Origin of the sequence: Nocardiopsis metallicus, assembly GCF_014201115.1 — a bacterium.
GTDB lineage: Bacteria > Actinomycetota > Actinomycetes > Streptosporangiales > Streptosporangiaceae > Nocardiopsis > Nocardiopsis metallicus.
Genome location: NZ_JACHDO010000001.1, coordinates 1,843,584 through 1,857,239, shown reverse-complemented (window position 1 = coordinate 1,857,239; position 13,656 = coordinate 1,843,584). Strand labels below are relative to the sequence as shown.

Here is a 13,656-nt window from a genome sequence, read left to right as displayed (position 1 = left end):
GCTAACCGGTAGCCGCGCAGGAAAAGGTGTAAACCCCACCTAAAGGGATGTGACCAACATCACTGATGCCGAGGGTTGGTTCTCTCCACATCAGGGAAGTCGCTGGAACCACAGCAGTGAGGTCAATGCGGTCGCCAGCGCCAAGACGATCGCGACCATCACGAACCGAGTGACGATCTCCTCATGCACCATCTCCAGACCCAGCGAGGAACCGATGTCCTCATAGACCTCGTCCAGCTCCGTCTCGCTCTCGGCCTCGTAGAAGTGCCCCCCGGTGTCCTGGGCCAACCCCTGCAACGCCTCCTTGTCGATGTCGGCGGGCACCTGGTAGCCGTCGATCTCGATCATCGCCGCCCCGCTTCCGAACGCGATCGTGGACACCGGCACCTCCTCCTCGGCGGCAGCCGCCGAAGCCTGCGCGATATCGCGCCCACTGGTGTTCTCCCCGTCCGAGAGCAGCACGATCGCCGACGGCGGCGGATCCTCCTCCGCGTCCTCGTCGAAGCCGCGGATCGCCTCCAGCGAGGCGAACACCCCCTCACCGATCGCCGTCCCCGGCCCCAGCCGCAGGTTCTCGATCAACCCGATCACCGAGGCGTGGTCCTGTGTGGGCGGCGCCACCACCGTCGCGGTCGACGAGAACGACACCAACCCCACGTTGAACCGGTCCGGCAGCGTCCCCACGAACCCCTGGGCCGACTCCTTGGCCGCGTGCAACCGGTCCGGCTCGATGTCGTTGGCCGCCATCGACAACGACACGTCCACCGCCACCATGATCGTCGCCCGCTCCCGCGGCGCCTCGACCGGCATCGCGGGCACCGCCATCGCGGCGATCAGCACCCCCAGAGCCAGCGTGAACAGCGTCGCCGGAACATGCCGGCGGACGTCGGGCCGGTGCGGCACCACCTGGTTCAACAGCTCCAGGTTGGTGAAACGCACCGTGTACTCGCGCCGCTGCCGCTGCACGTACACGTACGCGCCCACCAGTAGCAGCAGGGCCAGCAGCCACCACAGCCGCTGCGGCTCCAGGAAGGTCATGGCTGCCTCACGTCCCCCGTGCCCGTCCTGGCGCGGGACCCTCCCGCGCCCTTGTCACCCGCACTCCGTCCGAGTCCCCCGAGTCCTCAGAAGCACTCACCGCGGCACCCCCGGGGTGTGCCTGGCCATGTGGTGGGCGGTCCGGCGCTGGTGGATCACGAACCGCGCCGTATCCAGGACCCAGTCCCGATCCGTGCGCAACACCAGGTGGTGTACCCCGCACCGGCGCAGTGCCCCCCGCACCGCCGCCCGCTGTGCCTCGGCCGCCCTGCGGTAGCGCTCGCGCACCGTACGGGTCAGACGCACATCACGTACCCGTCCCGTGGTCGGATCACGCAGAGCCACGTCACCCACATTCGGCACGTCCAGCTCACGCGGGTCCACCACCTCTACCACCAGCACCTGGTGGCGCGAGCCCAACTGGCGCAGCGGACGCTCCCAGCTCACCTCGCCGCCGAACGCCGGGGTGTCCAGGAAATCGGAGATCACCACCCGCAGCCCCCGCCTGCGCCGGGTCCGCACCAGATCGCCGACCGCCTCGGCCAGAGTCGCCCGCTCCGCGTCCGCGGAGCGCTGGTCCCCCCGCGGAGCGGCCGCCACCGTGGCCAACAACGACAGCAGCGCCTCCTTGCCCGACCGTGCGGGCCAGCGCCGCACCCGCCCCTCGTGCAGGAAGTGCGCGCCGAAGCGGTCACCCACCCGCTGGGTGAGCAGGTTGGTCGCCACCAGGGCGCCCACCGCCACGTCACGCTTGGAACGCAGACCCGTCCCGAAGTCCATGCTCGGCGACAGGTCCAGCAGCGTCCAGCTCTCCAACTCGCGGTCGGCCACCACGTCGCGCACGTGCGGGGTGTCGGTCCGGGCGGTCACCGCCCAGTCCATGTGCCGCACGTCGTCCTCACCGGGCTGGTACAGCCGGGCCTCGGCCGCCTCCGAACCCGGCCCCAAGCGCAGCCCCAGGTGCTCGCCGTGCAACAACCCGTCCAGGCGATGCACGATACGCAGGTCCAACCGCCGCAACGCCGCACGCAGCCGCGGATCGGTACCGATGGCGGGTGTGTTCACACGATCACCTCGTCACCCTTTCCTATCTCTGCGAGGCGAAGGAGGCGGTCTCACCGGTGGGCGGTTCGTCCCAGATGACCCGGGGCGCGGGAACGGTGGACAGGATGCGGTCGACCACCTGGGCCGGAGTGACGCCGTCGGCCAGGGCGTCGAAGGTCAGCACCAGGCGGTGCGCGATCACGTCGTGGGCCAGTACCCGAACGTCGTCGGGGAGCACGTAGTCGCGCCCGCGCAGCAGCGCCAGCGCGCGGGCGGCCGCGACCAGTCCCAGGGTGGCGCGCGGGCTCGCCCCCACCTCCAGCGCCTGGCGCAGGTCGGGCATCTGGTAGTTCTCCGGCTCACGCGTGGCCATGACCAGGCGCACCACGTAGTCGGCGATCAGCTGGTGGATGTGCACGCGTTCGGCGTCGGCCTGCAACTCTCCCAGGGTGACCGGGTCCAGGACCTGGTGCGCGGTCGGCGGCTTCGAGCTCATCCGGCGCAGGATCTCCATCTCCTCGTGCGCCTGGGGGTGGCCCACGGTGACCTTCATCAGGAACCGGTCGCGCTGGGCCTCGGGCAGCGGGTAGACGCCCTCGGACTCCACCGGGTTCTGGGTGGCGATCACGATGAAGGGGGAGGGCAGCGGGTAGGTGGTCCCGCCGATGGACACCTGCCGTTCGGCCATGACCTCCAGCAGCGCCGACTGCACCTTGGCCGGGGCCCTGTTGATCTCGTCGGCGAGCACGAAGTTCGCGAAGACCGGGCCCAGCTCGACGTCGAAGCGCTCGGTGGAGGGGTGGTAGATACGGGTGCCGACGATGTCGGAGGGCACCAGGTCGGGGGTGAACTGCACCCGGGAGAACGAACCTCCGGTGACCTTGGCCAGGGTCGACACCGCCAGGGTCTTGGCGATGCCGGGCACCCCCTCGATGAGGCAGTGCCCCTGCGCGACCAGGGCGATCAGGGAACGCTCCACCATGCGCTCCTGGCCGACGATGACCGTGGACACCTCGTGCAGTGCCGCCCGCAGCAGCCGGGTCGGCTCGCCCGGAGCGCTCTCCGGCCCCGGTGCGGGAGCGGAACCGTTCCCGGGTGAGGTTTCTGCCATGTCCCGTCCTTCCCGGACTCGGCGCCCCGTACGTGGACGCCGGTAAGGAGTAGGTTGTGGATCACCTGTGGCGACACTACCTGTTTAGGCGCTCTCGGTCCGTTAGACAACGCCAGGCCAGAACCTGGGACGGGCATGGGAGCGGGGTGAGCTGGGCAGCGGCCGGGGGCTGCCGATCCGTCAGGGGTTGCAGTAGGGGCATTCCCCGGGGTCGGCCGCGCGGGCGCCCGCGACCGGGCGGGGTCGCCGGTGCTCGCAGCGGGCGCAGCCCTGGACCTCGACCGCGATACGGGCGGTAGGGGTGCGGCATGCGGAGCAAGGCAGTCCGGGGCGTGTGTCGACGGTGCCGTAGCCGGGTGCTGCACAGGCGGGGCACAGAGCGCTGAGCCTGTCGGCCAGACGTCGGGCAAGCAGGGCGATCTGCCGCATACGCGTCGGGTTGTGGTGGGCCCGCATGTCGGTCTCCACGAAGGCGAGGCCGTCTTCTGAGGCGTGGGCACAGCGGCGGATCGCCTCCGCGAGCTCCTCGCGGGAGACGATCCCCTTCTGGAGGCCGTCGTTGGTGTCGCCGGCGTTGGGACGGACGATGAGGGCGTGCTCCCCGAAGCGGGCCGAGGCCAGGAAGCGCTCGGTCTGCTGGTCGAGTGCCGAGGCGGTGGTGTGGGCGAAATTCGTGTGCTCGCTCAGCCGTTGCTCGACGACCTCGATGCCGAGGTCGTGGTCCACGAAGGCGAGGATCTCCAGTCCCACGGGGACGAAGGGCACCTGCGGGTGGGGACCGAAACTGCCCTCACTGGCCAGCCCGCGGGGAAGCCCACTGGCTTCGATCCCGAGCCGGGCCTTGAGGAGGGCGGTTTCCCGCGCCGGAGCGGGACGCTCGATCTCGCCGGTGAAGGTGCCGAGCCGGTCGGTATCCAGTTCGGGGACGCTGACGCGCAGGCCGGGGGCGCGGGCCAGCGCGGGGGCCAGTACGTGTTCCTTGGCGTGCTTGGTGGCGAGTGCGACGGGGGTGCCCCGGTAGGGGTGGGTGCCGCTCAAGCTGCGCCCTGTGTGGGAGGGGAGCCGTTGTCCAGGACCCTCAGGATGTCGCCGACCGCGTGGTCGCGTTCGAGCGGGTGACGCAGGGGCAGTTCGGGGTGCAGGCGGTAGTGGTTGCGTCGGCCCTCGCGGGTGCGTTCCAGGTAGCCGGCCTCGGCCAGGTCGGCGACGATCCGCTGGGTGGCGCGTTCGGTGATGCCCACCGCCTCGGCCACGTCGCGCAGGCGTATGTACGGATCACGGGCCAGGCACAGCAGTACATGGGCGTGGTTGGTGAGAAAAGTCCAGTCGGCCACGGGCCCACCCTACTTCATGCGACGGTTCAGTCGCGCTCTTTGACTCACGTCTTATAATTCGTGTATAGATTTGCGTATGTCATGGAGAGAAGCCGACGCGGCGATAGAGGGCGTGCACGGGCCCGCGCACGGCACCGCTGAGCCCCAGGAACCCCCGACCCGCTTCGCGGCCCGACCGCTGCGCACCCCGGGGCGGACCCGATGAGCGCCCTGCTGGTCATGGCGGTGGCACTGCCGGGACTGGCCGCGCTGGTATGCGTGCTGGCTTCCGAACGTCTCGGTGACCGCGCCGGCGCGCTCGGCGCGGCAGCCGCGGCAGCCGCGCTCTGCGCGGTCGTCCCCACAGCGTTCTCCGCGCTCTCCCAGAGCCCGGTCACCGCCCCCGGGCTGTTCGCCGACCGCCTGTCGGTGGTGATGCTGGCCCTGGTGCTCGGCGTGAGCGCCGTGGTGCAGTCGTACGCCAACCGCTACCTCTCGGGCGACCCGCGTCAAGCACGCCTGATCGCGGCCATGGGAGCCACCACCACGGCCGTCGCGGTCCTGGTGAGCTCCGCCACGTTCGGGGTGCTCGTCGCCGCCTGGGTCGCCAGCGGTCTGGGCCTTCTGGTGATGCTCGCCCAACGCTCGGACCTGCCTGCTGCCAGAACGGGCCTGCGCCGGACCGCAGCGGCCCATGCCGTCGGCGACCTCGCGCTGATAGCGGCCGCGGCCGTGCTCTGGACGACGATCGGCGGCCTCGACCTGCGCGGTGTGGAGGCCGGGGCCCAGGAACTGGCGGGACAACAGCTCCACCTCTTCGGCGTGGGCGTACCCGCGGCCCCCCTGGTGGCCTGCCTGCTACTGGTGGCGGCGATGGGCCGCTGCGCGCTGGTGCCCCTGCACCGCTGGCTGCCTGCGACCCTGGCAGCCCCCACCCCGGTCTCCGCGTTCATGCACGCCGGGCTGGTCAACGCGGGGGGCTTCCTGCTGGTCCGTATGGGCCCGGTCTTCGGCGCGTCCGGCCTGGCCACCCACCTGGCGTTCACGGTAGGAGCGCTGACGGCCCTCTACGGGACGGCGCTGATGCTGGCTCGCCCCGACGCCAAGGGCGCGCTCGCCTACTCCACGATCGGCCAGATGGGGTTCATGGTGATGGCCTGCGCGCTGGGCGCCTTCGCCGCCGTGGTCTTCCACCTGGTCGCGCACGGAATGTACAAGGCGACACTGTTCCTGAGCGTCGACTCCGCCATCCACAACCGCAAGCGTCACCGGGCCGTCCCGCTCCCCGCTCCGGCCGGAACCGGCTGGCCGCCACCCCTGCGGCTGGCAGCGGCCGCGCTCGTGCCCGCCGCGGCGATCTCACTGGCCCTGGCCACCTTCGCGCGGGGGGCCCTCGAACAGCCGGGCGCGATCGTGCTGCTCGCCTTCGCCTGGTTCAGCGCGGCGCGCGCCCTGTGGGTCTGGCTCGGAGCGACACCGGGGCGCGCAGCCGTGGGCATGGGTGCGGCAGCGAGCGTGTGCGTGGCCTACGCGGCCCTGGTGGCCGTGGCCAAGGACTTCCTCGGGCCGGTGCTCGGTGAGGCCGCCCACTCCGCAAGCCCCTGGCTGGTACTGGTCCCCGCAGCCGTCATGGCGGCGCTCTCCCTGGTCTGGTTCAGGTCTTCGCAGAGCACGCGCTCGGTGCTGTACACACGGGCGCTCGACGCGGGCACGGTCGTCACCGATGACGGATGGCGCAGCACGACCCCGAGACAGCCCTCCCTTCGAATCCCGTCTGGAGTCTGAAGATGACCGCTCTCAGATCGCAGAGCCACAACCGGTTGCGGGCGCAGGTGGCCTCGGCGGAGAGGGTCCTCTCCGCGGCCTGGCCGCTGAAGACCTTCGTGGCCGTGAACCCGCTCGGCGGAGTCGAGCACCTTCCCTTCGAAGAGGCGGTGCGGATGGCGGGCGACCTGCTCGGGCTGCGCGGCCACCTGCCCCTGGAACGCTTTCGCGCCCTGCACGTCCAGGGCCGGATCAACGACGCGGACCTGGACGCGGCCCTGCTGCGGCGTTTGCCCGAGTTGGCCGGACTCGACCCGGTCCTGCTCGGCGAGCGCCCCCGCACGGCACTGCAGGTACTGCGTACCGACCTCCTGCACGGTGAGGAGCCGGCGAAAGGGGCACCACGGCCACGCGGTGCCGGCCAGTGGTGCGACACGCTCCTCGGAACACGGGTCGCCGAGGCCGTGGACGGTCAGGTCAGCAAGTGGTGCGCGGCGTTCTTCGACACCGCACAGGCACACTGGTCGATGCCGGGGCGCGAACACGGCCTCTACGGGTCCTGGCGCGCGCTGGTCGCCTCCGACCCCGCCCTGCGGCGGTTGCGCCTGTCCCAGGAGCGCTTCACCGACCTGCCCGAGCGTCCCGAGGACGCGGTGCTCGGGGCGCTGGCCGCGTTGAACGTGCCCGAAGGCGAGCACCGAGGTGAACTGCGGGCCCAGCTCGCACGCACCCCGGGCTGGGCGAGCCAGGTCAAATGGCGCGGTGAACACCCTGACCAGGCACCGCACCCCGCCGACCTGGTCGACCTGTTGGCGATGCGTCTGACCTACGAGGCCGCGCTCGTCGAGGCGGCCACCAGCCAGCTTCCCTACGGAAGCGGTTCGCTGCGGGCCCTCATCGAGGTACGGCTCGTGGACGAGCGTCCGCTCTCGGGGGTGGAGTCCGGTTTCGCGCGCGCCTGTGGCGTCGCACGCGCCCTGGGTGCCTCGACGCCTGGAGGGCCGGCTCTGAACCGGCTCAGGGACGTGCTCGAACGCCTGCCCGCCACCGAGCGCGAATGGGTCTGGCTGGACGCCTACGAGTGGCACTACCGCGACCGACTGCTGACCGCCCTGGACCGCCCGGCTCCGCCCGAGCGGACCGGACGCCCCCCGGCGCAGGCCGTGTTCTGCATCGACGCGCGCTCGGAGGGACTACGCCGCCACCTGGAAGACCTCGGCCCCTACCAGACCTTCGGCTTCGCTGGTTTCTACCAGCTGGCCATCCGTTACCGGGGCCTGTCCAGCCCCCACGAGGCACGTCTGTGCCCGGCACCGCTCACCCCGAACACCCGGATCACGGAGCTTCCGGCAGAGGGCGCCGAGACGGAGGCGGCACGCGGTATCGCGGCCGAACGCCACTCCGACGCGCTCGCGCGCGCCTTCCACGGCGCCAAGGACGACCTGGCGTCCCCCTTCGCGCTGGCGGAGGCCGCCGGGTGGGTAGCCGGTCCGCTGTCCGCCGTCAGGACCGCGGCCCCCGCCCTCTACACGCGGCTACGCGGCCGCCTCGCCGAACGGGCCACCCGACGAACCACCGACCTCACCGTGAACGCCCCGGACTGGGAGGAGGCCGAGGCCCTGGCCCGGGCCGCCGAACACCAGGGGATCCGCGCCCTGCTCGCCCGCCCCGGACTCTCCGAACAGGAATGCGAGGAGTACCGTCTGCGGGCGCTCGCCGGAGGCGAACCCCGTCTGCGGGAACAGCTCGCCCTCACCCAGGAGGGCCACGCCGACCGCGTCCGCCAGGCGCGGCGGCTCGGCTCCGACGTCGAGGAACAGGTCCTGTGGGCCCAAACCGCGCTCCGCACCTTCGGGCTGGTGGAGAACTTCGCACGGATCGTTCTCCTGGCCGGCCACGGCAGCCACACCGAGAACAACGCCTACGAGGCGGCGCTGGACTGCGGCGCCTGCGGTGGCCAGCGCGGCGGCCCCAACGCCCGTGCGGCCTGTGCGATCCTCAACCGGCCGCAGGTCCGTGCGGCGCTGGCCGAACGCGGGACCACCATCCCCGACGACACCGTCTTCGTCGCGGCCGAGCACGACACGGCCACCGACCGGGTGCGCTTCCTCGACGCGCACACGATTCCCGGGACGCACCGCGCGGACATCGACCGGCTACGGGCGGATCTGGCCACCGCCGGATCGGGGCTGGCCCGCGAGCGCGCCGAACACCTTCCCGGCGCAGCCGGGTCCGCGTACGGGCGTGCGGCCGACTGGGCGCAGGTACGTCCCGAATGGGGACTGGCCCGTCACGCCGCCTTCATCATCGGCCCGGGCGAGATGGTGCGCGGGCTCGACCTGCAGACCCGGACGTTCCTGCACTCCTACGACTGGCGTGTGGACCCCGACGGGACCGTGCTGGAGACGATCCTGACCGCTCCCGGCCTGGTGGTGCAGGGGATCAACGCCCAGTACTACTTCTCCAGCGTGGACCCGCGGGTCCTGGGGGCGGGTGACAAGACGCTGCACAACGTGGTGGGCGAGGTCGGTGTGCTGGAGGGCCACAGCGGGGACCTGAGACTCGGGCTCCCCTGGCAGTCGGTCGGGGCCGGCGACCGTCTGTACCACGAGCCGATGCGGGCGCTCTACGCGGTCGAGGCGCCGATCGAACGGGTGGACGTGCTCATCGCGCGAAACGACCTGCTCAAGAACTACTTCGACGGAGGATGGGTCTCCCTGGTTCTGCGCGAGGGGCCCGAACGCCCCTGGCAGCGGCGCCGTCGTGACGGGCAATGGGAGCTGTGGAGCCCCGCTGTCCCGGCCGAGAGGCAAGTGTTGGCCGCGGCCGGGGCGGGGGACGAGGAGCAGGGACCCAGCCAGGGGTAGGTTGGGCTCGGTGTGCCGTGCGTCCTGTGGAGGGCTGAGTTGAGTGCGGTGACGGTCTTCGCGCTGATCCTGGGCTTCGTGCTCCTGATAGCCGGAGGAGAGTCGCTCGTGCGGGGAGCGAGCTCGCTGGCCCGGACCCTGGGGATGTCGCCGTTGGTGGTGGGGCTGACCGTGGTGTCGTTCACCACTTCCGCGCCGGAGCTGGCCGTCGGTGTCGGCGCGGTGTTCGACGGCTACCCGGGGTTGGCCGTGGGCAACGTCGTGGGCAGCAACATCGCCAACATCCTGCTCGTACTGGGGGCGGCGGCGCTGGCCGCGCCCCTGGCGGTGAACTCCCAGGTGGTACGCACCGACATCCCGGTGATGATCGTGCTGTCCGCGGGGATGCTCCTGCTGGCCCTGGACGGAACCGTCAGCAGGTTCGACGGCGTCGTGCTGTTCGCCGCGCTGTTGGTCTACGTAACCGTCACGGTGGTGGTCTCCCGGCGCCGGGCCTACGCCGGCTCCGCCCCGGCCCCCGGGGCCGATGGCCTCGCTCAGCGCCCCGAGCGCGCTCGGGGCGCACGCGCGCTCCGGGTCCTGGCCGACCTCGGACTCGTGGTCCTGGGGGCCGCCCTGCTGGTGGCGGGCGCCAGGCTGCTGGTGGACGCCGCCAGCCGGATCGCGGCTCAGCTGGGGGTGAGCGACCTGGTCATCGGGTTGACCGTTGTGGCGGTGGGCACGTCGCTACCGGAACTCGTGACCTGCGTCGTGGCGGTGGTCAAAGGCCAGCGCGACCTGGCGTTGGGCAACGTGGTCGGCAGCAACGTGTTCAACATCGGAGCCGTGCTCGGGCTGAGCGCCGTGGTCGCCCCCGAGGGGATCGAGGTGGCGGCCAGCGCCCTTCGGTTCGACATACCGATCATGTTCGCGGTGACGCTGATCCTGCTGCCCATCGCCCTCACCAGGTTCGCCGTGGCCCGGTGGGAGGGTGCGGTGCTCCTGCTCTTCTACTGCGCCTATATCGGCTACCTGGTCCTGGAAGCCGGAGGGTACAGCGCGCTCGACCTCTATGGTGCGGTGGTGCTGTGGTTCGCCGTGCCCGTCATACTCGTGTGGCTCGTCCTGCTGGCCGTGTCCGAACTGGGCCTCCAACGCGGTCGGCGGGGGAGGAGGCCCTGAGCCTGCGGCCGAGGGCAGGGCGCCTCTGCGGGAGCGGGGAGACAGACTCAGCGGTCCCCGCCCGGGGACCTGAGGAGGGGAGAGGAGGGTGCTTCGCGGTGTCCTGTGCGTGGACGCCGGTAAGGAGTAGGTTGTGGATCACCTGTGGCGACACTCCCTGTTTGGGCGCTCTCGGTCCGGTAGGCGACGTGAGACCGGGAACAGCGCACAAAACGGCACGGACGAGGAGAACGGCACGGACACACAGGACAGCACAGGTCAGGGGACGCATGGGACCGGTACCGACGGGGGAGGGGAAGTGACATGACCGCGCCGACAAGAGGCCTCAACGACGTCGACCCGCGCCAGCTCGGCGGCTACCGGCTGCTGGGCAGGCTGCACGAGTCCCGCCTGGGCGTGGTCTACCTGGGGCGCGACGCCGCCGGGGAGCGGATGAGCGTGGCGATGCTCAACGACGCCGCGGCCATCGACGAACCCACCCGGCAGCGGTTCGCGCACGCGGTCCGCGACGGCGCGGGGGTGGCCTCCGCACGCACCAGCGGACGCTCGGCGCTGTGGGTGGCGGTGCCCTACGAGGAGGGCGGCGCCGGGGCAGGGCACTTCCTGGAGGAGGCCGGCCGGGGCGGGCCCGTGGTCCGGCAGGGGCCGGTGGTGATGCCGCACTGGGCGGGGGAGCGGGGCGGATCGGCGGTGCGCTGGTCGCCCTGGACGGGCCGCCGGGAGAGCGCGGTGGCCACCGGTGAGGCCAACTGGTGGCTGATCGGAGGGCTGGGCGTTCTGCTCCTGCTCCTGTTGTTGCTGATGTTCTCCCTGTACCTGTGGATGATGCAGTTCCCCTCCCCGGAGATGCCGACCTCGGGGCAGCCCGACTTCGAACAGTCCGAACCGGCCGAGGAGACCGAGCCGAGCCCGTCGCCTCAGGACGGTGAGGGGGATCCTGCCAGCCCGGTGCCCACCGTGCCCAACCCGGGTGAGGACGGCGGGGACGACTGGGGTGACCTGCCCGAGGACAACCTCTAGTCCTCCGGGGCCGGCAGGCTCTCAGAAGTCCTTCCCGGTTCCCCCGCGTGGCTCTGGCCGCGTTTGGGTCGGGCCCGCAGGTGGGCGCGTTCGCCCTGGCGACCGAAGAGGCTGAGCATCTCGACCGCTCCGTCGTCGGCCGACCCGAACCAGTGCGGCAGCCGGGTGTCCATCTCCACCGCCTCGCCGGGGGAGAGCACCATGTCGTGCTCGCCCAGCACACACCGCAGGTTTCCGTTGAGCACGTAGAGCCACTCGTAGCCCTCGTGAGTCTGAGGGTCGGGCTCCCGCCGGGGGCTGTTGGCCGGGAGGATGAGCTTGTAGGCCTGGATGCCGCCTGCCTTGCGGGTGAGCGGGACCATCGTCATCCCGTGCCGGGTGACCGGGCGCATGTGGATGCGCGGGTCCCCGGTGGGCGGGGCGTCCACGAGCTCGTCCAGCGTGACGCCGTGCACCCGGGCCAGGGGGAGCAGGAGTTCGAGGTTGGGGCGGCGCTCGCCGGACTCCAGCCGGGACAGGGTGCTCACCGAGATCCCGGTCGCCTCGGACAGTTCGGCCAGGGTGACGTCGCGCCGCCGCCGGAGTTCACGCAGGCGGGGGCCGACCGCGGAGAGGGTCTCGTCGAACTTGTCGTCCATCCGCCCAGTTTGCCAGATCGGCAACGAACATTGCGCGAAACGCCGCGAGTTCGCATCATCCTTCGTGGAGGTGGTCGTGTGACCAACGATCTGAGGGATGGGCCCGGGGGCGCGGAAGCGCAGGCGCGGCTCTGCGAACGGGTCATGGGTGACCGGCGCCACGGCCTGGAGCCGCTGGCGACACGGACGGTACCGGGGGGAAGAGGGAGCGTTGATGTTGTCTGAGGACTTCGACAAGGAGTACTGGGAGAAGCGCTACGGCGGCCACGGTGGGCATGCCGGTCACGGAGGCCAGGGTGTGCGGACCAGCCCGCAGCTGGTGGCAGAGGCCTCCGACCTGGAACCGGGCACGGCGCTGGACGCCGGCTGCGGCGAGGGAGGCGACTCCCTCTGGCTCGCCTCGCGCGGCTGGCGGGTGAAGGCGGTGGACCTGTCCGAGACCGCGCTGGGCCGCGGCCGCGAGCGCGCCGCCGCACAGGGGCCCGAGATCGCGGACCGCATCACGTGGGAACAGGCCGACCTGACCCGCTGGGCTCCGCCGGAAGGCCACTTCGCCCTGGTGACCAGCCAGTACGTGCACACCACCGGGTCGCTGCGGGACCTGCTCGCCCGACTGGCGGCGGCGGTCGCCCCGGGCGGGACACTGCTCTTCGTCGGCCACCACCCCGGCGACGAGCAGAGCACCCACGACCGCGGACACGATGCGCACGTGCACTTCACCGCGCCCGAGCTCGCGGCCGACCTGGACCGTGCGGACTGGGAGGTGCTCGTGGCCGAGGACCGCTCGCACCGGGTGACCCGCCCGGACGGCCGGGAGTTCAGCATGCATGACGCGGTGATCCGCGCCCGCAGGCTCCGGTAGGGGAGCGGAGACGTCGACGAGGGACAGCTGGGTCTTACAGCGCGTGGCCGCCGGCCACCTGCAGGACCTGCCCGGTGACCCAGCGCGCCTGGTGCGAGGCCAGGTAGACCACGGCGTCGGCGATGTCCTCCGGGGCGCCGACCCGGCCCATCGGCACGATCTGCTCCGCCCGCCGCAGGAGGTCGGCGTCCATCCACCCGGTTTGGACGGGGCCCGGAGCGACGGCGTTCACCCGGATCCCGCGCGGTGCGAGCTCCAGGGCGGTGGAGCGGGTGAGCGCCTCCAGCGCCCCCTTGGAGGTGCCGTAGCCGATCTGGCGCGGGAACGCCCGGGCCGAGTCGGTGGAGATGTTGACGACGGACAGGGGGGCGTCGCCGCGGTGCAGCCGGGCCGCCTCGGCGATGAGCACGGCGGGGGCGACGGCGTTGACCCGGTAGTGGCGCTCCATCGAGGCGTGGGTCAGGGTGTCCACGGTGTCCGGGGATTCGCAGTGCGCCGCGTTGTTGATCAGGACGTTGAGTGCCCCGGCCCGCTCGGTGACCTCGCGGATCAGCCGGGCGGTCCCGCCCGGCTCGGACAGGTCGGCGCCGACGGTGAAGGAGCCGTGCCCGAGCTCGGTCGCGAGCTTCTCGCTCTCCTCCGGCGGGGGAGTGAGGTGTGCCCACTCCGAGCCCTCGGGGGCGGGGTCCTCCTGGGCGAGGTAGTGGATGGCCACGCGGGCCCCCTGGGCGGCGAAGGCGCGACTGATGGCCGCACCGATGCCGCTGGAGCCGCCGGTGACCAGGACGGTCTGGCCGGAGAGGCGGGTATCGATCATCGGTTCTCCTTGAGGGGAGTG

Annotated in this window: 13 protein-coding genes; 6 read left to right on the top strand and 7 right to left on the bottom strand. The window is 71.6% G+C overall.

Features of this window, described 5'->3' with window-relative positions; translation table 11 throughout:
• Positions 1-90 precede the first annotated feature (90 nt).
• From HNR07_RS07935 to HNR07_RS07915, 5 genes are all read right to left on the bottom strand, one after another.
• The gene (locus HNR07_RS07935) at positions 91-1,038 is read right to left on the bottom strand and encodes a VWA domain-containing protein (RefSeq protein ID WP_184363892.1); all 948 of its coding nucleotides are present in this window, start codon (positions 1,036-1,038) and stop codon (positions 91-93) included.
• 96 nt (positions 1,039-1,134) lie between these two features.
• Positions 1,135-2,103 (bottom strand): DUF58 domain-containing protein, encoded by a 969-nt coding sequence (locus HNR07_RS07930; RefSeq protein ID WP_184363889.1) that lies wholly within the window; start codon positions 2,101-2,103, stop codon positions 1,135-1,137.
• Positions 2,104-2,125: 22 nt separating this feature from the next.
• Positions 2,126-3,193: an AAA family ATPase gene (locus tag HNR07_RS07925; protein ID WP_184363886.1), complete on the bottom strand. Its 1,068-nt coding sequence runs from the start codon at positions 3,191-3,193 to the stop codon at positions 2,126-2,128.
• 180 nt (positions 3,194-3,373) lie between these two features.
• A complete protein-coding gene (locus HNR07_RS07920; protein WP_184363883.1) occupies positions 3,374-4,231 on the bottom strand; it encodes a DUF6671 family protein in 858 nt (285 codons plus the stop codon).
• Positions 4,228-4,527, bottom strand: a complete 300-nt coding sequence (locus HNR07_RS07915; RefSeq protein WP_184363880.1) for a helix-turn-helix transcriptional regulator — start codon at positions 4,525-4,527, stop codon at positions 4,228-4,230. The genes HNR07_RS07920 and HNR07_RS07915 overlap by 4 nt, the downstream gene beginning before the upstream one ends.
• Positions 4,528-4,603: 76 nt before the next feature.
• Here HNR07_RS07915 and HNR07_RS35510 point away from each other — a divergent pair, with 76 nt between their 5' ends.
• From HNR07_RS35510 to HNR07_RS07895, 5 genes are all read left to right on the top strand, one after another.
• Entirely contained in the window at positions 4,604-4,732 is a 129-nt protein-coding gene (locus tag HNR07_RS35510; RefSeq protein WP_281386380.1) for a hypothetical protein, read from the top strand.
• On the top strand, positions 4,729-6,291 hold the full coding sequence (locus tag HNR07_RS07910; protein ID WP_184363877.1) for a proton-conducting transporter transmembrane domain-containing protein: 1,563 nt from the start codon (positions 4,729-4,731) through the stop codon (positions 6,289-6,291). The genes HNR07_RS35510 and HNR07_RS07910 overlap by 4 nt, the downstream gene beginning before the upstream one ends.
• A gap of 2 nt (positions 6,292-6,293) precedes the next feature.
• Positions 6,294-9,137 carry a DUF2309 domain-containing protein gene (locus HNR07_RS07905; protein ID WP_184363874.1) on the top strand — a complete coding sequence of 948 codons (2,844 nt, stop codon included), beginning with the start codon at positions 6,294-6,296 and terminating at the stop codon, positions 9,135-9,137.
• A gap of 48 nt (positions 9,138-9,185) precedes the next feature.
• On the top strand, positions 9,186-10,298 hold the full coding sequence (locus HNR07_RS07900; protein ID WP_254422001.1) for a calcium/sodium antiporter: 1,113 nt from the start codon (positions 9,186-9,188) through the stop codon (positions 10,296-10,298).
• 303 nt (positions 10,299-10,601) lie between these two features.
• A complete protein-coding gene (locus HNR07_RS07895; protein ID WP_184363868.1) occupies positions 10,602-11,318 on the top strand; it encodes a hypothetical protein in 717 nt (238 codons plus the stop codon).
• On the opposite strand, the gene HNR07_RS07890 is transcribed toward HNR07_RS07895, so the two are convergent.
• Positions 11,315-11,956, bottom strand: coding sequence for a helix-turn-helix domain-containing protein (locus tag HNR07_RS07890; RefSeq protein ID WP_184363865.1), 642 nt, complete (start codon positions 11,954-11,956; stop codon positions 11,315-11,317). The two genes, HNR07_RS07895 and HNR07_RS07890, sit on opposite strands and share 4 nt — an antisense overlap.
• Positions 11,957-12,170: 214 nt before the next feature.
• Between HNR07_RS07890 and HNR07_RS07885 the strand changes: the two genes are divergently transcribed.
• Entirely contained in the window at positions 12,171-12,818 is a 648-nt protein-coding gene (locus HNR07_RS07885; RefSeq protein ID WP_221318749.1) for a class I SAM-dependent methyltransferase, read from the top strand.
• Between the two features lie 34 nt (positions 12,819-12,852).
• Here the strand turns inward: HNR07_RS07885 and HNR07_RS07880 are convergent, their stop codons facing one another.
• A complete protein-coding gene (locus tag HNR07_RS07880) occupies positions 12,853-13,635 on the bottom strand; it encodes an SDR family NAD(P)-dependent oxidoreductase (protein ID WP_184363862.1) in 783 nt (260 codons plus the stop codon).
• Positions 13,636-13,656 lie beyond the last annotated feature (21 nt).